23 protein-coding genes and 1 pseudogene are annotated in these 21,036 nt (G+C 60.8%); 5 read left to right on the top strand and 19 right to left on the bottom strand.

Features of this window, described 5'->3' with window-relative positions; all coding sequences use genetic code 11:
* Positions 1 to 549: 549 nt before the first annotated feature.
* Genes fliR through fliF form a run of 13 tightly spaced genes read right to left on the bottom strand, consistent with a single transcriptional unit; the run spans position 550 to position 11,687 of the window.
* Positions 550 to 1,341, bottom strand: a complete 792-nt coding sequence (gene fliR / locus T5B8_RS00230) for a flagellar biosynthetic protein FliR (RefSeq protein WP_353175187.1) — start codon at positions 1,339 to 1,341, stop codon at positions 550 to 552.
* A 19-nt stretch (positions 1,342 to 1,360) separates the two neighbouring features.
* On the bottom strand, positions 1,361 to 1,630 hold the full coding sequence (fliQ, locus tag T5B8_RS00225; protein WP_353175185.1) for a flagellar biosynthesis protein FliQ: 270 nt from the start codon (positions 1,628 to 1,630) through the stop codon (positions 1,361 to 1,363).
* Positions 1,631 to 1,640: 10 nt separating this feature from the next.
* Complete coding sequence (fliP, locus tag T5B8_RS00220; protein WP_353175183.1) at positions 1,641 to 2,399, bottom strand: flagellar type III secretion system pore protein FliP; 759 nt, start codon at positions 2,397 to 2,399, stop codon at positions 1,641 to 1,643.
* Complete coding sequence (gene fliO, locus T5B8_RS00215) at positions 2,399 to 2,908, bottom strand: flagellar biosynthetic protein FliO (RefSeq protein ID WP_353175181.1); 510 nt, start codon at positions 2,906 to 2,908, stop codon at positions 2,399 to 2,401. Before fliO ends, fliP begins: the two co-directional genes overlap by 1 nt.
* Positions 2,905 to 3,420 carry a flagellar motor switch protein FliN gene (fliN, locus tag T5B8_RS00210; protein ID WP_353175180.1) on the bottom strand — a complete coding sequence of 172 codons (516 nt, stop codon included), beginning with the start codon at positions 3,418 to 3,420 and terminating at the stop codon, positions 2,905 to 2,907. The genes fliO and fliN overlap by 4 nt, the downstream gene beginning before the upstream one ends.
* Positions 3,417 to 4,427 carry a flagellar motor switch protein FliM gene (gene fliM, locus T5B8_RS00205; protein ID WP_353175178.1) on the bottom strand — a complete coding sequence of 337 codons (1,011 nt, stop codon included), beginning with the start codon at positions 4,425 to 4,427 and terminating at the stop codon, positions 3,417 to 3,419. Before fliM ends, fliN begins: the two co-directional genes overlap by 4 nt.
* A gap of 9 nt (positions 4,428 to 4,436) precedes the next feature.
* Entirely contained in the window at positions 4,437 to 4,922 is a 486-nt protein-coding gene (gene fliL / locus T5B8_RS00200; protein WP_353175176.1) for a flagellar basal body-associated protein FliL, read from the bottom strand.
* A 51-nt stretch (positions 4,923 to 4,973) separates the two neighbouring features.
* On the bottom strand, positions 4,974 to 6,476 hold the full coding sequence (locus tag T5B8_RS00195) for a flagellar hook-length control protein FliK (RefSeq protein WP_353175175.1): 1,503 nt from the start codon (positions 6,474 to 6,476) through the stop codon (positions 4,974 to 4,976).
* Positions 6,477 to 6,502: 26 nt separating this feature from the next.
* A complete protein-coding gene (gene fliJ / locus T5B8_RS00190) occupies positions 6,503 to 6,949 on the bottom strand; it encodes a flagellar export protein FliJ (protein ID WP_353175174.1) in 447 nt (148 codons plus the stop codon).
* 3 nt (positions 6,950 to 6,952) lie between these two features.
* Entirely contained in the window at positions 6,953 to 8,338 is a 1,386-nt protein-coding gene (gene fliI, locus T5B8_RS00185; RefSeq protein ID WP_353175172.1) for a flagellar protein export ATPase FliI, read from the bottom strand.
* Positions 8,335 to 9,027: a flagellar assembly protein FliH gene (locus T5B8_RS00180; protein WP_353175170.1), complete on the bottom strand. Its 693-nt coding sequence runs from the start codon at positions 9,025 to 9,027 to the stop codon at positions 8,335 to 8,337. The genes fliI and T5B8_RS00180 overlap by 4 nt, the downstream gene beginning before the upstream one ends.
* Positions 9,020 to 10,012 (bottom strand): flagellar motor switch protein FliG, encoded by a 993-nt coding sequence (gene fliG, locus T5B8_RS00175; protein ID WP_353175675.1) that lies wholly within the window; start codon positions 10,010 to 10,012, stop codon positions 9,020 to 9,022. The genes T5B8_RS00180 and fliG overlap by 8 nt, the downstream gene beginning before the upstream one ends.
* Before the next feature lie 4 nt (positions 10,013 to 10,016).
* Positions 10,017 to 11,687 carry a flagellar basal-body MS-ring/collar protein FliF gene (fliF, locus tag T5B8_RS00170; protein WP_502950766.1) on the bottom strand — a complete coding sequence of 557 codons (1,671 nt, stop codon included), beginning with the start codon at positions 11,685 to 11,687 and terminating at the stop codon, positions 10,017 to 10,019.
* Positions 11,688 to 11,969: 282 nt separating this feature from the next.
* Here fliF and fliE point away from each other — a divergent pair, with 282 nt between their 5' ends.
* A complete protein-coding gene (gene fliE / locus T5B8_RS00165; RefSeq protein ID WP_353175167.1) occupies positions 11,970 to 12,332 on the top strand; it encodes a flagellar hook-basal body complex protein FliE in 363 nt (120 codons plus the stop codon).
* 212 nt (positions 12,333 to 12,544) lie between these two features.
* On the opposite strand, the gene T5B8_RS00160 is transcribed toward fliE, so the two are convergent.
* The 4 genes and pseudogenes from T5B8_RS00160 to T5B8_RS00145 all read right to left on the bottom strand — a co-directional run.
* Positions 12,545 to 12,841 (bottom strand): type II toxin-antitoxin system RelE/ParE family toxin, encoded by a 297-nt coding sequence (locus T5B8_RS00160; RefSeq protein WP_353175166.1) that lies wholly within the window; start codon positions 12,839 to 12,841, stop codon positions 12,545 to 12,547.
* Positions 12,841 to 13,095 (bottom strand): type II toxin-antitoxin system ParD family antitoxin, encoded by a 255-nt coding sequence (locus T5B8_RS00155; RefSeq protein WP_353175164.1) that lies wholly within the window; start codon positions 13,093 to 13,095, stop codon positions 12,841 to 12,843. The genes T5B8_RS00160 and T5B8_RS00155 overlap by 1 nt, the downstream gene beginning before the upstream one ends.
* A gap of 317 nt (positions 13,096 to 13,412) precedes the next feature.
* Positions 13,413 to 13,817 carry a hypothetical protein gene (locus T5B8_RS00150; protein ID WP_353175162.1) on the bottom strand — a complete coding sequence of 135 codons (405 nt, stop codon included), beginning with the start codon at positions 13,815 to 13,817 and terminating at the stop codon, positions 13,413 to 13,415.
* Positions 13,818 to 14,185: 368 nt separating this feature from the next.
* Positions 14,186 to 14,404: pseudogene (locus T5B8_RS00145) on the bottom strand (flagellin); the annotation flags it as partial.
* Between the two features lie 128 nt (positions 14,405 to 14,532).
* Between T5B8_RS00145 and T5B8_RS00140 the strand changes: the two are divergent.
* Together T5B8_RS00140 and T5B8_RS00135 are read left to right on the top strand one after the other, a co-directional pair.
* Positions 14,533 to 14,772, top strand: a complete 240-nt coding sequence (locus T5B8_RS00140) for a type II toxin-antitoxin system CcdA family antitoxin (protein ID WP_293627591.1) — start codon at positions 14,533 to 14,535, stop codon at positions 14,770 to 14,772.
* Entirely contained in the window at positions 14,772 to 15,071 is a 300-nt protein-coding gene (locus T5B8_RS00135) for a CcdB family protein (protein WP_353175160.1), read from the top strand. The genes T5B8_RS00140 and T5B8_RS00135 overlap by 1 nt, the downstream gene beginning before the upstream one ends.
* A gap of 209 nt (positions 15,072 to 15,280) precedes the next feature.
* Here the strand turns inward: T5B8_RS00135 and T5B8_RS00130 are convergent, their stop codons facing one another.
* Both T5B8_RS00130 and T5B8_RS00125 read right to left on the bottom strand, forming a co-directional pair.
* A complete protein-coding gene (locus tag T5B8_RS00130; protein ID WP_353175159.1) occupies positions 15,281 to 16,357 on the bottom strand; it encodes a FliC/FljB family flagellin in 1,077 nt (358 codons plus the stop codon).
* A gap of 297 nt (positions 16,358 to 16,654) precedes the next feature.
* Entirely contained in the window at positions 16,655 to 17,725 is a 1,071-nt protein-coding gene (locus T5B8_RS00125) for a FliC/FljB family flagellin (RefSeq protein WP_353175158.1), read from the bottom strand.
* Positions 17,726 to 18,033: 308 nt separating this feature from the next.
* Between T5B8_RS00125 and T5B8_RS00120 the strand changes: the two genes are divergently transcribed.
* A complete protein-coding gene (locus tag T5B8_RS00120; RefSeq protein WP_353175156.1) occupies positions 18,034 to 18,744 on the top strand; it encodes an RNA polymerase sigma factor FliA in 711 nt (236 codons plus the stop codon).
* Positions 18,745 to 19,267: 523 nt separating this feature from the next.
* A complete protein-coding gene (locus tag T5B8_RS00115; protein WP_353175154.1) occupies positions 19,268 to 20,959 on the top strand; it encodes a methyl-accepting chemotaxis protein in 1,692 nt (563 codons plus the stop codon).
* Positions 20,960 to 21,036: the final 77 nt, after the last annotated feature.

Below are 21,036 nucleotides of genomic sequence, written 5' to 3'. Positions count from 1 at the left end.
TTTTCCGGCGCGCGGGGCGACGCCGCAGTCTCGCGCCGCCTTCGAAATCCGCGAAACGCCCGTCCGCCCTTTTTGCCTTTATTCGCGTTTATTGGCGTTCATTCGCGGACAGCTTTTCTTTGCCTTGATTGCCCGGTGCGTGAAGAAATCGTCCGCAAATAAACGCCAATTCACGCGAATGGAAGAAGACGTTTCCCGGCGCGCGTGGCGACGTCACAGTCTTGCATCGCCTTAGAAACCCGCGAAACGCCCGTCCGGCGTTTTGCCTTTATTCGCGTTTATTGGCGTTCATTCGCGGACAACATTTCTTTGCCTTGATTGCCCGGCGCGTGAAGGAATCGTTCGCAAATAAACGCGAATTCACGCGAATGGAAGAAGACGTTTCCCGGCGCGCGTGGCGACGCCACAGTCTTGCGCCGCCTTCGAAAACCGCAAAATGCCCGCCCAGCGTTTTGCTTTATTTGCGTTTATTGGCGTTCATTCGCGGACAGCCTTTCTGTGCCTTGATCGCACGGCGCGTGTTTTTCCGATGTTGGGAGCAGCCGATGCTCAGTTGTTGCCGGCCATGGCGCTCAGGATTGCGCCCATGGCCTCGATGCCGTTGGCAAACATCTGCTCGAACAGGCCGCCGAGTTCCGGCACCATGAAAAACAGCAACACCACGCCGGACAACAGGGTCAGCGGAAAGCCGATCGAGAAGATCGACAGCTGGGGCGAGGCGCGGTTGAGAATGCCCAGCGCCATATTGATGGTCAAAAGCGCGGTGACCAGCGGCAGCGCCAGGCCGAGCCCGGCGCTGAACACGGTGCCGCCCCAGCGCACCAGCAAGTACCAGCCATCGGCTTCGATCGCGCCGGCGCCGACCGGCAGTTCGATAAAGGTCATGGCGAGCACGCGGATCATGATCAGATGGCCATCGAAGGCCAGAAAGAACAACAGCGCGAACACGTTGAGAATCTGGGCGAGCACCATGATGTTGGCGCCCATCGCCGCAGAGTAGAACGAAGCGAAGCCCAGCCCCATCTGCAGGCCGATATAGTCGCCGGCCGCGCGTACCGCGGCGAAGACAACGCGCATCACCAGACCCATGGCGATGCCGATGAGAATCTGCTGCACGATCAGCCAAACGCCCACGTACGATACGGGCGGTATATCCGGCGGTGGCGGCAGGGTCGGCGCGATGATGAAGGCCAGCAGCACGGCGATGCCGACCTTGGCCACCCGCGACAGGCTGTTTTCGCCGAGAATCGGTGCGACCGCGACGAACGCGAGGATGCGCACGAATGGCCAGAACAGCGCCATCACCCAGGGTGTGATCTGGCTCGTGGTGAACTCGATCATCGCGACGCGGCCCGCGCGGCTAGCCGATCAGGCCGGGGATGCTCAGAAACAGATCGCGGGTGAAATCCTGTATCAGGCCGAGCATCCAGGGCCCGGCGACGATCAGCGCGGCGAATACGGCCAGGATCTTGGGGATGAACGACAGCGTCATTTCATTGATCTGGGTGGCGGCCTGAAACAGACTGACCACCAGGCCCACGAGCAGCGCGGTCAACAACAGCGGCGTGGCCATGAGCAGGGTGACTTTCATGCCCTGATAGGCCAGTTCCATGACGGTTGCAGGACTCATCGACGATGCCTCAGGTCATGAAAAAGCTGTCGGCCAGTGAACCGATCAGCAGTGTCCAGCCGTCCACGAGCACGAACAGCATGAGCTTGAACGGCAACGATATGGTGGCGGGCGGCACCATCATCATGCCCAGCGACATCAGCACGCTGGCCACCACCAGGTCGATGATCAGAAACGGGATGAAGATCATGAAACCGACCTGGAACGCCGTTTTCAGCTCACTGGTGACGAACGCCGGCAGCAGCAGCCGCAACGGTACGTCTTCCGGGCCCTGCATGGGCGGAATATCGCCAAGGTTGGCGAACATGGCCAGATCGCTCTCGCGGGTCTGGCGCAGCATGAATTCGCGCAACGGCCCGACGCCATTCTGTATGGCCTGCTGAAAAGTGATCTCGTCGCGTGAAAGCGGTTCGTAGGCGACATCGTAGATGCGCTCGAAAACCGGCGACATCACGAAAAAGGTCAGAAACAGGGCCAGCCCCAGCAATACCTGATTGGGTGGCGCCGTGGGCGTGCCGATGGCGCTGCGCAGCAGGCTTAACACGATGATGATGCGGGTAAAGCCGGTCATCATCAGCAGTACGGCGGGCAAAAATGCCATCGCCGTGAGCAGAACCAGGGTCTGGACCGACAGGGTCCAGGACTGGCCGCCATTTTCGAGTTGGCGTGTGACCACGCCCGGCAGGGCCCCGGGTTCCTGGGCGCCGACGGCAAAGCTCACGGCCAGCCCCAGCAGCGCGAGCAGCAGGTGGATCGACCGGCGACGCATTAACGCTTTCCGTCGTGCCGGGTGAAACGCGTGCCCGCGCGGCGCAGGTTTTCGGCAAACGCCTCGCCGAAGCTCGGGTTCGACTGCCCGGCCGGGCTGGTTTCGGCCGGCACCTCGCGTTCACCGGCGGGCATGGTATGCAACGTGTTCACGCTGTTGGGGGCCACGCCGAGTACCAGCCAGGTATCCTCGACTTCGATGACCACCACCCGCTCGCGCGGGCCCAGGCTCTGGCTGGCGATGATATCCAGCGAGCGCCCGCCGCGTTTGCGGTAGGGGCCGAAGCGCTTGAGCAGGGCACTACAGGCAAAGATCAGCGCAATCACCACAATCAGACCGAGCGAGGTGCGACCGATGCTTTCCATGCCCAGCGAGCCGTTGGCCTTGGGCACCGCCGATGACGGCGTATCGGCGCTGGTCTGGGTGCGCCCGTGCAGCCAGTCGGCCGAGCCGTTACGCGGTGCGTTTTGCGCGGCGTCGATCGTCTGTTGCGCCTGATCTTCGTTCATTTGTTGAGCTTGTGGATGCGTTCCGAGCGGGTCACGATTTCGGTGATACGGATGCCGTATTTCTCGTCGACCACGACGACCTCGCCCTGGGCGATGAGATAGCCGTTGACCAGAATCGACATCGGCTCGCCGGCCAGCCCGTCGAGTTCCACGACCGAGCCCTGGGCGAGGTCGAGCAGTTCGCGAATGGTCAGGCGCGTCTGGCCCAGTTCCACCGACAGGGTGACCGGGATTTCCATGATCATGTCGAGTTCGCGCGGCGTACCCGCCTTGGCCTCGTCGGCCAGCGGCTTGAACACGCTGTCACCGGCGCTGGTGGCCTTGTCGCCGGCGCCAGACGCCTTGGACGCGCTGCTCTTGTTCGACTCGACCTCGGCCTGCTCCGCCATGGCCTCGCCCCAGGCGTCTTCCATGCTGTCCGCGTTGTCCGTTTCGGTTTCGCTGCCGGCCTGTTCGGCAAGCGCGGCCGCCCAATCGTCGTCGGCGTCGCTCTGGGGCACTTGATCGTTCATTTTTTCGGTCCCTGTTTGGACTTGGAAGCCTCTTGGTTGATGACCCGGGTCACGCGCAGCGCCTTGCGGTCGTTGAGTCGTCCGTAGTCGCATTCGAGCACCGGCACGCCATCAACCCGCGCGGTAATCGCGCGCGGCAGTTCGATGGGCAGTACATCGCCGACCGCCAGGCGTGAAACCTCGCCGAGGGTGGTCTCGATCTCGGTGAAATCGGCGACCAGCTGGATATGGCTTTGCTTGATCTCGCCGGCCAGCTGACGCGTACGGTGCTGCTCTTCTTCCGGATCGCGCTTTTGTAGCGGCCCCGACAACAGATCCTTGATTGGCTCGATCATGGAATAGGGCATGCAGATCTGGAAATCGCTGCCGAAGGCGCCGACCTCCACATGAAAAGTCGAGCTGATCACCAGTTCGTTGTCGTTATTGGTGATATTGGTGAATTTCACCTGCATTTCGGCGCGCTGATACTCCAGCTTCACCGGATAGACGCTCTTCCAGCCTTCGGCATAGCTTTCCAGTGCCAGCGACAACAGGCGCTGGATGATGCGCTGTTCGGTATGCGTGAACTCGCGGCCTTCCGAGCGAGTGAGAAAGCGCCCATCGCCGCCGAACAGGCTGTCCACCACCAGATAGACCAGATTCGGCGGAAACACCACCAGCGCATTGCCGCGCAGCGGCTTGATGCTGATGAGGTTGATATTGGCCGGCACCGGCAGATTGCGGGTGAAGTCCTTGTATTTCTGGATCTTGATACGGCCGACGGTGATATCCGCATTGCGCCGGATCAGGTTGAACAGCGACATGCGAAAACGCCGCGCAAAGCGTTCGTTGATGATATCGAAGGCATGCAGGCGCCCGTGGACCACGCGCTGCTGGTCGTTCGGATCGAACGGACGAATGCGCTTGCCACCGCTATCGGTCTGGGAGGCGGACGGTTCGTCATCGCCGCTGACGCCAAGCATCAGCGAATCGATTTCGTCCTGCGATAGCATGTCGTCGTTGGACACGAGCGCGGCCTATTGAACGATGAAATCGGTGAAAAGGACTTCCTGCACGCCGATCGCGTCTTCGTCTTCGTCGAAGGGCCGGGCGATGGCGACCTGCAAGCTATTGGCCAGCGACTGCTTGCCGTTGGCGCTGGTCAGGTTGTCGGCCTGGGTGTCGGCGATCGTCATGAGAATCCGGTTGCGTACCTGGGGCATGTGCTCGGCAAGTTTTTCCGCCGCCTTGTCATCGTCGACCTTAACGGCGATACGAACATACAGGATACGCCCGCGTGGATCGCGCAGGTTGGCCGTGAACGGCTTGATTTCGACGAATACCGGCGCCGGTTTGGGCACGGGTGCTGCGTGCGCCGGCTCGGCCGCCGCCTGATCGTCGTCGCTCATGAAGAAATACGTGCCGCCGATCGCCGCACCGGTCACGATGATCAGCGCCAGCGCCATGATGATCAGCCAGAGCATGCGATTGCCGCCGGCAGCGTTGGGGGGCGATGTGGCCATGACGAGAGGTATCCTGTTCGGGCCGCAGTAAAACGGCCGGGTTTGCGATGACTAGGCGAAGATGTCGATGCCGCCGTCGAGCGTGCGCCCGGCGAGCGTGGTCACCGCGACTGGCGCGGTCAGCGTATCGGCGCTGGCGACGTCCGTGCTATCGGCCGGCATGCGCCCACCCTGAGCGCGGCCACTGCCATCCCCGTTCGACGCGTTCGAATTCGTGCCCTGATCGCTGACCGAGGTCTGGCCAAGGTTGATCCCGTTGTCCGCCAGGGTCTGGCGCAACTGGGGCAGCGCGGCTTCCACGGCGGCCCGCACATCCGCATGCGCCGAGGCGAAGTGCAGCTGCGCGTTTTCACCCATCTTCAGTGATACATGCAGCTGGCCCAGTTCACGCGGATAGAGCGTGAGTTCGGCTGCGCCGTCGCCGACGTGGCTCAGGCGCAGGGCCTGCTGGTTGATTGCCTGCTTCCAGGCTTCGCTGCCCAGCGGTGCGTTGATATTGGCGCTCAGCGTCGCGGCCGGCGCGCTTGTCGCAAGCGCCGGGTTCGTGCCCGCCTGGATGCTCGTTGCCGTGCCCGGCAGCGATTTCAGATCGGCAGCGTCGGTGGCCTCGGTGCCCGCGGCGCTGGCAAAACGCTTGCCGAAGCTCTGAGTCTGCACATCGCCGGTAAAGGCGGCCCAGGCGGCCGGATTATTACGCGCGTCGGTGGGCATATGCTGGGCACCGAAGGCGATACGGGATCGATCGGCGGCGAGCGCCTCGTCGCCCTGTCGGTTCAGCGCCGCATCGCCGGCGGCGGCAAGCCGCAGACCGCTGTCGTTGTCGGCCCGGCCAGCCCGGGCGCTGCGTGTATCCAGCGTGCGCCACTCGATCGCGGCGCGTCCATCCTGTGCGCCAGCCTGGCCTGTACCCGACAGGGCCAGTTGCAGGTCGGTGGTGGCGCCAGCCATGCGCGTATCGGCCGCGCTGGCATTGATGGCGGTGTGGGCGCCGGCTGGCAAAGCGCCTTTGGCCGCTACGGCAGTGCCCGTATTGTGCTGTAGCGACACGGCGATCGTGTGCCAGCGGATATCGGCAAAGACGGTCGCATCGTTATCGGACGCCTCGTCGTGGCTCGACGCATGCGCCGGTTCGGCCTGCGTGGCGGGCTCGAGATCGAGCGTCTCGGCAAGATCACTGGGGCGCGGGTCGCCGGCCGGCCGGGCCTCGCCCGTCAGATCGGTCAGCGCAATCTGGTCGCCACGCGCTGGCCGCGTTTTCGCGCTGGCCAGGTCGATGTCCCCGTGGCGTTTGGCCGCGGTATCGCGGGGCACGCCATCGCCATCGGCGCCTGCCTGTTGTTTGTCTGTCAGCTGCGCGATGCGCGCTTGCGGGCTGGACGGCGCCTGCTTCGGCGCATCGGTGGTACGCGTATCGGCGGGCGTATCCGCGCGCCGGCGATCAGCCAGCACGGCCGAGAAACTGGCCTCGCCCTGGGGCTTGTCGCCCGCCGGCCCGGCCTTCGCGGAACCCTCGGTCGACGTCGGTGCAATCTTGTTGACCAGTTGAATACTCATATCGCGATCCCGTGAGCCGCGCGGGCTTATTGATACAGGCCGGCGGACAGCGCGCGGCTGGCGAATTCATCGGTCTGGCGCTGTTCGCGCCGGGCCTCGGCTTTTTCGGCGGCTTCGCGCCGGCGCACGGCCAGCACGTCGTAAGAGTTCAGGCGTTTCTGGCGTGCACGCCAGTCTTCGTTGCCGTGCTCGATACGGCGTTCGCTTTGATTGACAGCGCCGCGTTGTGCCTCGATGGCGTGTTCCAGCGAGGCAATGAAGCGCTGGTAGTTCTGCAGCGTGGCAATACTCATGCCCATGGTCATGGCTTCATCCAGACGACGCTGATATTCGGCGTGATAGCCCAGCAGCGCTTCCAGCTTCTGCTCGGTCTGCAGGTGATCCTGGCGCAGCTGGCCGAGCTTGACCGCGGCCGCGTCGCGGTCGTCGGTTGCCAGGTCGATGAGCGTATCGAGTGCGGATGTCTTGGCCATGTTCTAGTGATTGGTTCGTTGCGGTAGCAGTTGGGCCAGGTGCTCGCTGGCGTGTTCGAAGTCGGCGCGTTGATTCATCGATTGCTGCAAAAAGGCTTCGAGCTGCGGGTACATCTCGATGGCCTGATCGAGCAACGGGTCGCTGCCCTTGGCATAGGCCCCCACGCTGATCAGGTCGCGATTGCGCTGGTAGCGAGAGAGCATTTGCTTAAAGTACTGGATACGCGACAGATGCATTTCGTCGATAAGCGCGGTCATAGCGCGGCTTATCGAGGCTTCGATATCGATAGCCGGATAATGGCCGGATTCGGCCAGCTGTCGAGACAGCACGAAATGGCCGTCGAGAATGGCGCGCGCGGAGTCGGCGATCGGGTCCTGCTGGTCGTCGCCTTCGGTGAGCACGGTATAGAAGGCCGTGATCGAGCCCTTGCCGGGCGCATCGTTACCGGCGCGCTCGACCAGTTTGGGCAGTTTGGCGAATACCGACGGTGGATAGCCCTTGGTCGCCGGCGGCTCGCCGATGGCCAGGGCGATTTCGCGCTGGGCCATGGCATAGCGAGTCAGCGAGTCCATGATCAGCAGCACGTTCTTGCCGCGCTCGCGAAAATCCTCGGCCAGACGGGTCGCATAATCCGCGCCCTGCAGTCGCAGCAGAGCAGAGTCGTCGGCCGGCGCGGCCACGACCACCGCCCGTTTGAGGCCTTCGGTGCCGAGAATGTTGTCGATGAAGTCCTTGACCTCGCGCCCGCGCTCGCCGATGAGTCCGACCACGATGACATCGGCCTGGGTGAAACGCGCCATCATGCCCAGCAACACGCTCTTGCCCACGCCGGAGCCGGCGAACAGGCCCAGGCGCTGCCCGCGCCCGACCGTCAGCAGCGCATTGATCGCGCGGACACCCACATCCAGCACTTCGTGGATGGGTTCGCGATCGAGCGGGTTCAGACGCGGCGCGGCCAGTGTTGCATGGGCCGGGTCGTGCAACGGGCCGCGCCCGTCGAGTACACGGCCGCGCGCATCGACCACGCGCCCGAGCAGACTGTCGCCCACGGGCACGCGCTTGCTGCCGATCGCCTGCGCGCCCGGCGGGGGCAGGGTGGCCCATACGCGCGCGCCTGGCACCATTTCGGCGGTATCGACGAATGGCATGAGCAGCAGTTTTTCCGGGTTGAAGCCGACGACTTCGGCTTCGGCAAAATCGTTGCCGCCGCGGATCTCGACAATACAATGCGCGCCCAACGGCAATTGCAGGCCGACTGCTTCGAGCACCAGGCCGGTGGCCCGGGTCAGGCGCCCGCCCTGGCGGGTACGCGACAGGCTGCTGACCTGTTGCCGGGCTTCGCGCAACTGCTCGATCCACTGTTGGGCGATGTTCGGATTGGCGCTCATGCTTCTTCTCCGTGACCGACCGTGTGCAACAAACGCTTCCAACGATCGCCCACCGTGGCATCAATGGCACGCTGTTCGCTTTCCACGCGGCAATCCCCGCGTGCCAGCCCCATGTCGGGTCTGAGTTCCCAGCCTGCAGCTTGCAGTGTCTGCGACAGATGCTGATCGACCAGGGCGTGATCTTCGATATTTACATAGAGCGTCGGTTTGCCGCCGATGGTCGGGTTTTCCGCCATCAGGGCTTCGATCTCTTCGAGGATATGCTCGGGTTTGAGCTGTAAGGCCCGTCCTGCCAGTTGCTGACCGGCTTCCAGGGCCAGTTCTACCAACTCGTAGGAAACCTGGTCATTCAGACTGTTTACCGAGTCCCGAAACGCGGTGCTGAGTTCGCGTATGGGGCCCAGCAGCGTTTCGAGTTCGGCGGCCAGGCGTTGTTCGTGTTCGGCTTTTGCCTCGGCCTTGCCCTCGGCCCGGCCCTTTTCCAGGCCGTCTGCATAGCCGGCGTCGTGGCCCTTGGCTACGGCTTCTTCCTTGGCCAGTTCGAACAGCGCGAAGCTGATGCCGTCTTCGCGGCGGCGCGCGGGCGCATCGGCCTCGTCGGCGTTGTCGCGCCGCGGCATGCGCCGCTCCAGCGCGCCCATCTGCCAGGGGCGCCAGGCGTTGTTTCGCGCACCCGAGCGATCAGACATATTCGTCGTCTTCCTTGCTCAGCGTGATTTCGCCGGCGTCGGCCAGTCGGCGTACGGTCTGCAGAATGGCCTTGCGTTCGGTTTCGACCTGCGACACGCGAATCGGGCCGCGCAGATCCATGTCTTCGCGCAACATTTCGGCCGCGCGATTGGCCATGTTCGAGGTAAAGCGCGAGATCAGTTCCTCTGGCGTGCCCTTGAGTGCGACCACCAGGCTGTTCTGGTCGACTTCCTGGAGCAGGCGCTGGATGGTGCGATCGTCGGCGCTGGCCAGATCCTCGAATACGAACATCTGGTCGATGATCTTCTGGGCCAGACTGTCGTCGTGCGCACGCACGCTCTCGAGCACGCTTTCCTCGTTGGCCGAGTTCATCAGGTTGAGGATCTCGGCGGCGGTCTGAACACCACCCATCTTGCTGCGCTTGAGATTCTGCCCGTCGAGCAGCCCGGACAGCACTTCCGTGAGTTCCTGCAGCGCAGCGGGCTGTACGCCGGAAAACGTCGAAACGCGCAGCACCACGTCGTTGCGCAGATGTTCGTCGAAGTGCATGAGCACTTCCGCGGCCTGGCCACGTTCCAGATGCACCATGATGGTGGCGATGATCTGCGGGTGTTCGTCGCGGATCATTTCCGCGACCACGGTCGGCTCCATCATGTTCAGTGCGTCGATGCCCGTGCCTTCCTGGGCGTCGAAGATGTCCTCGAGCAGACTCGCTGCGCGCTCGGCGCCCATGGCCTTGGTCAGAACCGAACGGATGTGTTCGCTGGAGTTCATGCTCACCGCGCTGACCTGCTCGAATTCCTCGTGGAATTCGTTGAGCACTTCGGTGATCTGCTCGTTCGAGATGTTGCGCAGACCGGCCATGCGCGCGCCCAGTTCCTGGGCGTCGCGTGTGGACAGGTGCTTGAACACATCAGCGGCAGTGTCTTCGTCGAGCGTCATCATGAGGATGGCGCCGCGCTCGCTACCGGCTTCGTTGAACATCTGTCTAGGCATTGCTATGCATCCAGCTCTTGATGATGGCGGCGACCAGCTTGGGGTCGTTCTTGGCGGCTTCGCGCGTCGTGTTGAGCAAGGCGTCCTGTTGCCGGCGCTTGCCGCGGCCGGCTTCGATGGCCGCACGCAACTCGCCGTTGTCGTCGTCTTCGTCCGTATCGCGGGCCATTTCACCGGCCTCGGCATCGGCCAGACGTACCGGCGGACGCGGCACCTGGTCAAGTAGCGGTTTGACCAGTCGGCGCCACACGATCCAGGCCACGATCGCCAGCAGCAGATACTTGACCGCGCTTTCGACCATGGAAATGAGCTGGCGATCTTGCCACCAGGGCACGCTGGGCTCGACGACGGTGTCGGGCTGGTCGGTGAACGGCATGTTGATCACTTCCAGCGAGTCGCCCCGTTCGGCCGAAAAGCCCATCGCTTCGCGCACGAGGCTCTTGATCTGAGCCATCTGTTCTTCGGCCAGCGGCATCGGCTGCATTTCGCCTTCGGCGTTGGCCTGCATCGGATAATTCACGACGACGGCCGCAGACAGGCGCTGAAGTTGTCCGCTCTGTTCACGCGTGTGACGGATGGTGCGGTTGACCTCGTAGTTGATCGTGGCGTTGCTGACGGTCGCGCCCTTGGCCCCGTCGTCTTTTCTGGCCGTCGTCGTGGTGTTGTTTTCGTTGATCGGCGAGGCGATCTCGGGGCTCGGCTGATTGCTCAGCGCGCCAGGCACGCCGCCCATGGCCGGGCCGCCGTTGGAACGCGTGGAGCTGCGCTGTTCGCTGCGAATCGCCGCCTGGGCCGGGTCGCCATTGGGCGTATAGAGTTCCTGTGTCTGCTCATTGGAGGAGAAATCCACATCAGCGACCACGCGCGCGCGGATGTTGTCGCGGCCGACGATCGGCGCGAGGATGGATTCAATACGGTCGCGATAGCTGTGCTCGATACGGTCGACGTATTCGAGCTGCGCGCCATCGGCCGCGTCGTTCGCGGTGGCGGCGTTGTTCGACAGCAGCTTGCCGGCGCCGTCAACGACCGTCACGCCGTCGGTGGGCAGGTTGGTCACGCTGCTGGCCACGAGGTTAACGATCGCGGTGACCTGACCGTCGCCGAGCGCGCGGCCGCGATACAGATCGAGCACGATCGAGGCACTCGGCTTTTCGCGCTCGCGCACGAATACCGAGGATTCCGGAATGGCCAGATGTACGCGCGCCTTGGCGACGGCGTCCATGCTCTCGATGGAGCGCGCCAGCTCGCCTTCGAGCGCGCGCTTGTAGTTGACGTGTTCGGCGAACTGGCTGATGCCGAAGGACTGATTGTCCATCAGTTCGAAGCCGACGCCGCCGCCGTTGGGCAGGCCTTCGCCGGCGAGCTGCAGGCGCGTACGATCGATCATGTCGGTCGGGACCATGATCGTGTTGCCGTTGCCCGCGAACTTGTAGGGCACCTGCATCTGCTCGAGTTCAGCGATGATTTCGCCGCCGTCGCGATCGCTCAAGTTCGAGAACAGCACGCCGTAACTAGGACCCATGGTCCACAACGCCATGGCCACCAATAGGGTCACGGCAATCGCGACACCCACGATCAAAGGCAGACGCGGATTCGCGCGTAGCTGCTCCAGCACACCGGGCTTGGCCTCGGCTGCTGCGACCGGCGTCTCCGCTGTCGCCATGCTCATTCCTCGTTGCTTGATGCGTTACTGCCGCGGGTCGATTCATGTACCCGGGCCCCTCTTGTTGTCTGCCTGACCGCGGCGCTCGATGTGTCGCGGTCGTAGCAGGACGAGGGCCATTATTCAGCAACGAAAGAAAATCAAAGGCCGAATAAGCCGGCTTTTTGGGCGGCAATTGAGCGAATTAGATCGCTTGCGCCTGCGTTACCCTGCCTTCCATCAAATTGGATATCGTGTCGGCGCGGCTTGCGCGCCCCGATCGTCTTTCACGAGGGAAGGCTTATGAGTGTCTCGGGTGTGAATCTCAATAGCGTATTGCAACAGCTGCAAGCCACGGCCAACCAGGCTGGCCCCGCGGCCGCGCAGCCCGGCGTCCAAGCCGCTGCGCAGGCCGTGCCGAAAAACGGCGAAAAGACGGAAGCCGTCGATTTTTCCAATGCGCTGGTCGCCGCGATCGACAAGATCGACGGTATGAAGCAGACAGCGCATGCGCAGGGCCATGCATTCGAGCGCGGCGTGCCGGGCGTGGGTATCAACGACGTAATGGTCGACATGCAGAAAGCCGGGCTCGCCTTCGAGATGGGCGTACAGGTGCGCAACCGCGTCGTGAGTGCCTATCGCGAGATCATGAATATGCAGGTGTAGCGTTCACGTGCATTCATCATGGATGAGAAAAGGGCGCCTTCGGGCGCCCTTTTCCTTGGCATCGCTCGAAGCGACTATATAGAAGGTCGCGACGCTCAAATGCGGGGGCCGCGCTTTGGGCAGGTTGGCCCTTTCCGTTTTCGCGATGTAGTCGATAGAACCATACAAGGCAAAAGGTAGATCGCTTCGTTAAATGAATCTAACCCTTTCTCCTAAGCCAGAAGCCTTTTCGGTGCATCCATGTCCTCGTGCAGCACACGAACAACTAGCACTTCCGGTTCGAGCACTTGATAGAAAACCGCGTGATGCTCGACCTGTAATCTGCGATATCCGGGCAGCACGTGGGCGTAGTTCGCGCCGAGCAAGGGGTAGCTAATCAGCTGTTTCATGCCATTCTCGAGCTGATCCAGGTAGATATCCGCCTGATCGGCACCCCATTCATCGCAGGTGTAAACCCATATCCCGATGAGGTCTGATTCCGCCTTCGGCGTGATGCTCAGCTTGAGCACTACTTACCCGCGTCCAGCCGCTTGCGGCCAGCCGCCTTGATAGCCGACATATCGAGGCGCTTAGGCGTCCCGCTTGACTCACCCTCGGCGAGGGCCTGCCGTAGCGTCGCAAGACGTTCTTGGGATCGCTGATCTTCCCGGATTAGATGGCGGATATACTCGCTATCATTGCCGAAATGACCGCTTTCAATCTGGCCTTTCACCCAGCCGTCTTGTTGTTCAGTCAGGGTGATGGTTTTCCGGTGCATGCTCATAGCAGGAGCTCGTAAAGCAGTTACGGTATGACAAAATCATACCATCCGCTTCTGCCAAATCGATAACCACGCTTTGGTGCCCAACGCCTGACCTGGTCGCCGTCGAAGTGGCCGTAGAATAGGCTCCGCTATGCAAGGGAAGCCGGAGAAGCAGCCGCCGTGGTCTGAATAAGGGGGGGCAAAGTTAATTAAATACTGACGCCGGCCTACAAAACATGACGTCCGGTTCAGCATAGCGGGGTTCTGGCCTGCGATCACTTTATTAAATGGATCTTACCCCTTTTCTTCATCATTGCATTTACCTGCTCGAAATCAACTTACCAGTAAGATTCTTCCCACCTATTTACACTCTTCTGCACTTTCAACGCTCTTTGGGAAAGCCGAAGTAGCCGGCTTTGCAAATCTTGGAAAGTCTGTTGGTTATTAACATCGATATAGGCGACCCGGCCGAAATTCATAATGCTTCTTCCGAGCGTCACGCGTTGGTAAAACTTGATTTGGCTCGTAACAAGCGATAAGAGGCGGTTGGCGCCGGTCGGCGTTACCATACGCTCCGAAGCCCATTCAGCAACCAATTCGTTTGAGTAATCAGTTTTATGGCGCTGCATTGGCCGCGCCATGAAGCTGCGAGAAACCGATTCGACTTCTTGAAAGGTGAGCATTGCGTCGCTTAGATAAGCGTAGAATTCGGCTTTGAATTTTTCAAAATTGGTAGCGTTCATAACAAATACGCGGAGTGGGTTACAGTTCTTAATTACCATATTCTGATCCCGTAAGCCACTCAGCTCCGGTTCGACGCCAAGCGCTGGCTCGTCAAACCAATATGGGGCGTGATGCTTTTACGATTTTCGGCGTATCTGCTACGGGCATCGCCTGAAGATCGCGCGCTAGTGCCGATCACGCTGGGGTCACTAGCCGATCTTTGGCGAATTGACGCCGATCTCGCGGGATCGTCCTGATAGACGTGGCCGTCGGTAGCGGCACCTGTCACGCAACGTGGGTTTGACCTGATTTGGTCCTTCAAAAACAAGAAAGGGGCGCCTGGCGGCGCCCCTTGTGGTTTCGATCGTAAAGGTCGATCAGGTCAGGTTTAGCGGAGCAGGGAGAGCACGCCCTGGGTGCTCTGGTTGGCCTGAGCGAGTACCGAGATACCGGGCTGCTGCAGGATCTGAGCCTTGGACATGTTCGACACTTCGGTGGCGTAGTCGGCATCGGTGATGCGCGAACGGGCCGATGAGATGTTGATTTCGGTGGTGGAGATGTTGTTGATCGCCGAGTCGAGGCGGTTCTGGACCGCACCCAGATCGGCGGTCTTCTGAGTGGGTTTGGCCCCGTTAGATACTTTGGGTAGGCTCGCACGATGCGAACATTGATGCGCATATTTTATGCGCGTAAGTTATGTGGGTGTCTACTGAGTTGAGAAGTGGGGAACCGCCCGTGACTGAATCGATCAAGCACGCGAGAAGACCGACGAACTTATCTCTGGATAGCGCCTTGCTAGAAGAGGCCAAGGCACTGGGGGTAAATATGTCGCGATCCGCTGAGGCCGGTATTGCTGAAGCGGTGAGACGGTCGAAACAGCAACGGTGGCTTCAGGCCAATCAAGCAGCATTGGATAGCTCCAACGAATATGTTGCATTGAATGGGCTGCCGCTCTCCCGACATCGCCAGTTCTAATGGCGCGTTTCGATGTGTGCCGAAACCAAGGTGGAAGCGGCTATCTGTTGGACGTTCAATCGGATCTTCTCAGCGGCCTGAATACCCGTATGGTCGTGCCTTTGTTGCCGAAAGCGGCGGCGCCGCGTCCTGCCGAAAGACTGAATCCTGAGTTCGAAATCAAACGAACCCAAGTGGTTATGGCCACGCAGTACATGGCAGCCGTACCCGAGTCCGAGCTAGGCCCGACGGTATGCAGCCTTGCCGAACAACAGCACGCTATTTCAGCTGCGCTGGATATGCTGTTCCTGGGTTTCTGAGGCAATGAATCCAGCGCCGAAACAGTCGACCTTGTAAACTGTTTGCAACGACTTCTTGATCGTTGTGCGCGACACACGTGCGTTCGCCTACGCGCGCTATTAACGCTGATAAATCGTCAATTTCATGCCAGGGCAATAGACCAGGGCAAAAAAAGGGCGCCCGAAGGCGCCCTTGGTGTTCGCGTAAAGCGAAGCATTGTAGCCGAGGCTTACCGGAGCAGGGAAAGAACGCCCTGGGTGCTCTGGTTGGCCTGGGCCAGTACGGAGGTGCCGGCCTGCTGCAGGATCTGAGCCTTGGACATGTTGGACACTTCGGTGGCGTAGTCGGCATCGGTGATGCGCGAACGAGCCGACGAGATGTTGATTTCGGTGGTGGAGATATTGTTGATCGCCGAGTCCAGACGGTTCTGCACCGCACCGAGGTCCGAGCGCAGATCGTCGACCTGCTTCAGGGCGCTGTCGAGTTTGGCAAGCGGATCAGTGCTCGCGGCATCAAGAGCGCCACCCGCGACATCGACGGTGTAACTGGCCGTCGGAGCTGTTGCATCCGTGCTGTCGTCAATGCTTACGTTTGATACAGCAAAGTTGTCAGTACCGTCGGTTGCAAAGTAGCGGCCATTCTCATCCTGCTTGAGCGTGTAGGTGCCCGAGACGTCGCCGCCAGCGCCGTTGACTACCGTACCGTTCGTGACGGTGACCTTGTTACCGGCTCCATCATTACCGGCCTGCACATCGCTCAGGGCGCCTGACGGGCCATCGACATTAAAACCGTCGAGACCCAGCGAAGCGGAGTCCATGTTCTCCAGGTTGATAGAGATAGTCTGGCCGTCCTTATCGCCGACCTGGATCTTGATTTCCGCCGAGCTGCCGTCGAGGACCTTGGTGCCGTTAAAGGCAGTTTGATCGGATACCCGATCGATCTCTTCCATTCGCTGGTTAATTTCGTTCTGGATGGATTCCAGATCCGACTGGCTGTTGGTGCCGTTGGAGGCCTGCACGGTCAGTTCGCGCACGCGCTGGAGGTTGTCGTTGATCTGGTTGAGCGCGCCTTCGGTGGTCTGGGCCAGCGAGATGCCGTCGTTGGCATTCGAAGAAGCCTGTTTCAGACCATTGATCTGCGAGGTCATGCGGTTGGAGATGGCCTGGCCGGCGGCATCGTCCTTGGCGGAGTTGATCTTGCTGCCCGAGGACAAGCGCTCGATGGCGCTGTTGAGGGTCTTCTGCGAAGAGTTCAGGTTCTGCTGAGCGGTCAGCGACAGCGTGTTGGTATTGATCACGAATGACATGGCGATTTCCTGTGTCTAAGTCGTTGTGACTGGCCGAATATGTTCGGCGGCTTTTGGTGCGGCCTGCATATCGCGCCGCTGATGTCATATCGCCTAGCTCAGTATTTTCTTTAGCGTTCTCTATGCGCTTTGAATGAAATTTTAGTGTGCGTGATGGCCCGATGGGGCGGCTACGGGGTGAAGGTGATATTGAGATGTGTTTTACGGGAACGGGCAAAGCCTGTGTAAGCAGCTAAAAAAAAGGGCGCCCGAAGGCGCCCTTTTTATTCGCGTATAGCGAAGGCTTGAAGCCGAGGCTTACCGGAGCAGGGAAAGAACGCCCTGGGTGCTCTGGTTGGCCTGAGCGAGCACGGAGGTACCGGCCTGCTGCAGGATCTGGGCCTTGGACATGTTCGACACTTCGGTGGCGTAGTCGGCATCGGTGATGCGCGAACGGGCCGAGGAAATGTTGATTTCGGTGGTGGAGATGTTGTTGATCGCCGAGTCCAGACGGTTCTGTACCGCACCGAGGTCCGAGCGCAGATCGTCGACCTGCTTCAGGGCGCTGTCGAGGGCGGCCAGCGGATCGGCATCCTTAGCTTCAAGCGCGTTCTCGGTGTTGACCTTAACGGTGGCGGTTGAGTTCGCAGGCGTGGCTTCGTCCGTCGTTACTTTCACGCTTTCAATCGCAAACACGCCTTCGTTGGCTTCAACGAAAAGGTTGCCCTCAGTATCTTCTTGCAACGAAGCGTTAGTTAAAGAACCGCTTGATGGGTCGAACGTGATGTTGCCAGCCGTAACGGCCGTGCCGGTATCATCTTCGATAGTGCCAGCAGTCGTTACGTTGCCAGCATAACCATTGACATTGAAGCCGTCGAGGCTCAGCGAATTTGAATCCATGTTCTCCAGGTTAATGGAGATGGTTTGGTCGTCCTTGTCGCCGACCTGGATCTTGATTTCGGTCTTGGAGCCGTCGAGCACCTTGGTGCCGTTGAAGGCGGTCTGCTCCGAGACGCGATCGATTTCTTTCAAGCGCTGGTCGATTTCGTTCTGGATGGAGTCCAGGTCCGACTGGCTGTTGGTGCCGTTGGCGGCTTGCACGCTCAGTTCACGCACGCGCTGCAGGTTGTCGTTGATCTGGTTGAGCGCGCCTTCGGTGGTCTGGGCCAGCGAGATGCCGTCGTTGGCGTTCGACGAAGCCTGCTTCAGACCATTGATCTGCGAGGTCATGCGGTTGGAGATGGCCTGACCGGCGGCATCGTCCTTGGCGGAGTTGATCTTGCTGCCCGAAGACAGACGCTCGATGGCGCTGTTGAGGGTCTTCTGGGACTGGTTGAGGTTCTGCTGGGCGGTCAGCGACAGCGTGTTGGTGTTGATCACGAATGACATGGCGATTTCCCTGTGCGTTGTGTTGGGTTCGGCGGCTTGCCGGGATGCGGCTCTCGCTGCCGCTGGGGTACATATCGTCGTGCTCCGAATAATCTTTAATGGCCTCAAAGCAAAAGTTTTAATGAGACCCAGTCGGGAAGTCTGGTCGGCCGTGCCGACAACGCTATTCGCCGAGAAGGGGCCGAAACCTGCGCTTAATTCGCCAATCGCTATCTATTGCCAGCCCCTAGTATTGCCTGCATCGAAAAACCAACAGCGCTGGACGTGCTAACGCGCAGCCAGCGGTGGATCATCCAGGCGGATCACTTATGTATACGGCTCAAGGCAAGATCGATCGGTCCCAGGCGGTGGAACAGTATCTGCCGTTGGTCAGACGGCATGCGCTGTCGTTGCAGGTGCGCCTGCCGGCCAGTGTCGAACTGGACGACCTGATCCAGGCGGGCATGGTGGGCCTGCTGGATGCCTTCAACCGCTTCGATGCCTCCCAGGGGGCCTCGTTTGCGACCTATGCCTCGCAGCGTGTGAAGGGCACGATGATCGACGAGTTGCGCAGCCGCGACTGGTTGCCGCGTAGCGTGCGTCGCGCCAGTCGCGATGTCGACCGTGCCATTCAGCGTCTCGAACATCGTCATGGCCGCCAGGCTACCGATCGCGAGATCGCCGAAGAACTCGATATGCCGATCGACGAATACCACCGTTTGCTGCACGACGTGAACAACGGTTTCATCGAAGCCTTCGAGGAGAGCGGTACCGAAGAGACAGCGGCCTCCGTGGTCTCGGCGGACGTCGATACCTCGACCAACCCGCTCGATGCGCTTCTGGCGTTCGGCGACCGCGAGCAACTGGCGGAAGCAATCGACGAACTGCCCGAGCGCGAAAAACTTCTACTGGGTCTTTACTACCAGGAAGATCTCAACCTCAAGGAAATCGGCGTGGTGCTGGGGGTCAGCGAGTCCCGCGTGTGCCAGCTACACAGCCAAGCCGTATCGCGCCTGCGCGCAATGCTTACCGAGCACTAGAATCGGGAGATACTTTTCTACGCTGCCGCTTTGATCGTGTCCGCGAAGCGCTTGATGACCATGCGTCGCCGACACGATTGTGCACAAGACGAGTCGCATGATTGTTCCCGAGCAACGAGCCGGGCGCTTCCCGCGGCGGCGCTTACGTTCGCTCCTGTGACCCCTGCTTTGCGACGCGGTAACCGTTAGCTCCCGCGAGCGGTTCGCGTGCCGGCGTCGTTGCGGCGTCATTCGTATGCTGTGCTCCACAGTACTCGCCGCTGCAGGCAAGGCATGCCGGCGCGGCTGTTTGATTTTGCCTGCGAACGTGCTCGATCGGGCGCTAGCGCAAGCCGCTCAAGCAATACGGCGCTACGCCGATAGGTACCGGGTGCTAAAGCTGCCATCTGCGCGATGGTCGAACGTCATCCGCGTGGCCAGCATTCCAATAATCGTAATAACAACCCCCGCCGAAGGCGTATCGAACCGGTGTTCGCGCTGGCCGAAACCGCGGGAATAAAGCTACTGAACAGGCAGGTTCGCAATGATGAAAAGTGTGAAGGGGAAGCTAGGGTTGGGCTTCGGTGTGATTACCATTCTGGTACTAGCGCTCGGCGCGTTTTCGCTTTATAGCAACAGCCAGGTGGCTTCCGTCACCGATCGGATCTATTCGAAAAACCTGAAAGGCGTTATCGAGGTCAACGTCCTCATCGATACGTTCAATACGATACGCCGCGACGTTCAGACCGCCCTCATGTTCAACGACGACGGCACCGAACTGGCGCAATCCATCGACAACAATATCGCGAAGATCACGCGCGTCTGGGGCGACTACTATCCGGCGTTGCTGACCGGCCCCGAAGAGCGGGCCAAGGCCGACCAAGCGGCAGCGAAGTTCAAGGAATTCATGCCGGTGCTCAAGACGATCGTCGAGCCGATGCAATCCGGCGAAACCTATCAGGCGCAGGCCCTCTACGCGGTCGATGTGGCGCCCGCCTTCGAGACGCTGGTCGGTTACATGGATGAATTGGCCACCTTTCAGACCGAGCGCGCCGGTGCGTTCTTTGCGCAAGGGCAGGCTACGGTCGCGACCAGCCGCAACATCATCGTTGCGACACTTGTCGTGGTGGCGCTCTTCACGCTCGGCATCATGGTCGTGATCACGCGCATGATTACCCGGCCGCTCGATCAAGCGCGTCGACTGGTCGGCTCGATCGCTGACGGTCACCTCGAGAACGATGTCCATAATCCATATAAGGATGAGTTCGGCGGCATGCTCGAGAGCCTGAAAAACATGCAGGCCAAGCTGTCCGAGATTGTCGCCAACGTGCGCCAAGGCTCCGAGTCGGTAAGCGTAGGCGCCGGCCAGATCGCCTCGGGCAACGACGAACTCAGCAGCCGTACCCAGGAACAGGCGGCCAATCTTGAAGAAACCGCGGCCTCGATGGAGCAGATGACCTCGACGGTCAAGCAGAATGCCGACAATGCCGCCCAGGCCAATCAGCTGGCGCACGGTGTGCGGGCGCAGGCCAGTGAAGGCGGTGAGGTGGTGTCGCGCGCGGTGGCTGCCATGCAGGAGATCGACGCGTCGAGTCGCAAGATCAGCGAGATCGTGGGCCTGATCGACGATATTGCCTTCCAGACCAATCTGCTTGCGCTCAACGCCTCCGTGGAAGCGGCCCGAGCGGGCGAGCAGGGGCGCGGGTTCGCCGTGGTCGCCTCGGAAGTCCGTAATCTGGCCAGCCGTAGCGCGGCCGCGGCCAAGGACATCAAGTCGCTGGTGGAAGACAGTGCGGCGAAGGTGGCCGATGGCTCACAGCAGGTGGCGTTATCGGGCAAGACGCTCGACGGCATCGTCGAGAGCGTGCATAAGGTCGGCGATATTATTGCCGAGATCGCTGCTGCGAGCAGCGAGCAGTCCAGCGGTATCGAACAGGTCAATCTGGCCGTATCGCAAATGGACAGCATGACCCAGCAAAACGCCTCGTTGGTCGAGGAATCCGCCGCCGCAAGCCGGTCGCTCGAAGAACAGGCCGAGGCGCTCAAGCGTCAGGTCGCATTCTTCAAGCTGCGTGGTGATATCAATGTGGTCGAGTCTGCGCCCGTTGCAAACGAACAGCCGGTGGCAGCGTCTGTTTCACCGAGCGTATCGGCTGCGCCGTCAGCGCCGTCAGCGCGGCCGGCGCCGGTCAAAAGCGATATCGATATTGATGATGGTGATTGGGCGACGTTCTAGGCGCGGTTTGAAGCGAAAATCTGACGTTTGATACAAGCCCCGTTTCGACGGGGCTTGTTTTTTGGCGCTCGAGCAGC

Origin of the sequence: Salinisphaera sp. T5B8 (genome assembly GCF_040361255.1) — a bacterium.
Lineage (GTDB): Bacteria > Pseudomonadota > Gammaproteobacteria > Nevskiales > Salinisphaeraceae > Salinisphaera.
The sequence above is the reverse complement of the archived record's forward strand: the minus strand, read 5'-3'. Positions and strand labels throughout refer to the sequence as shown.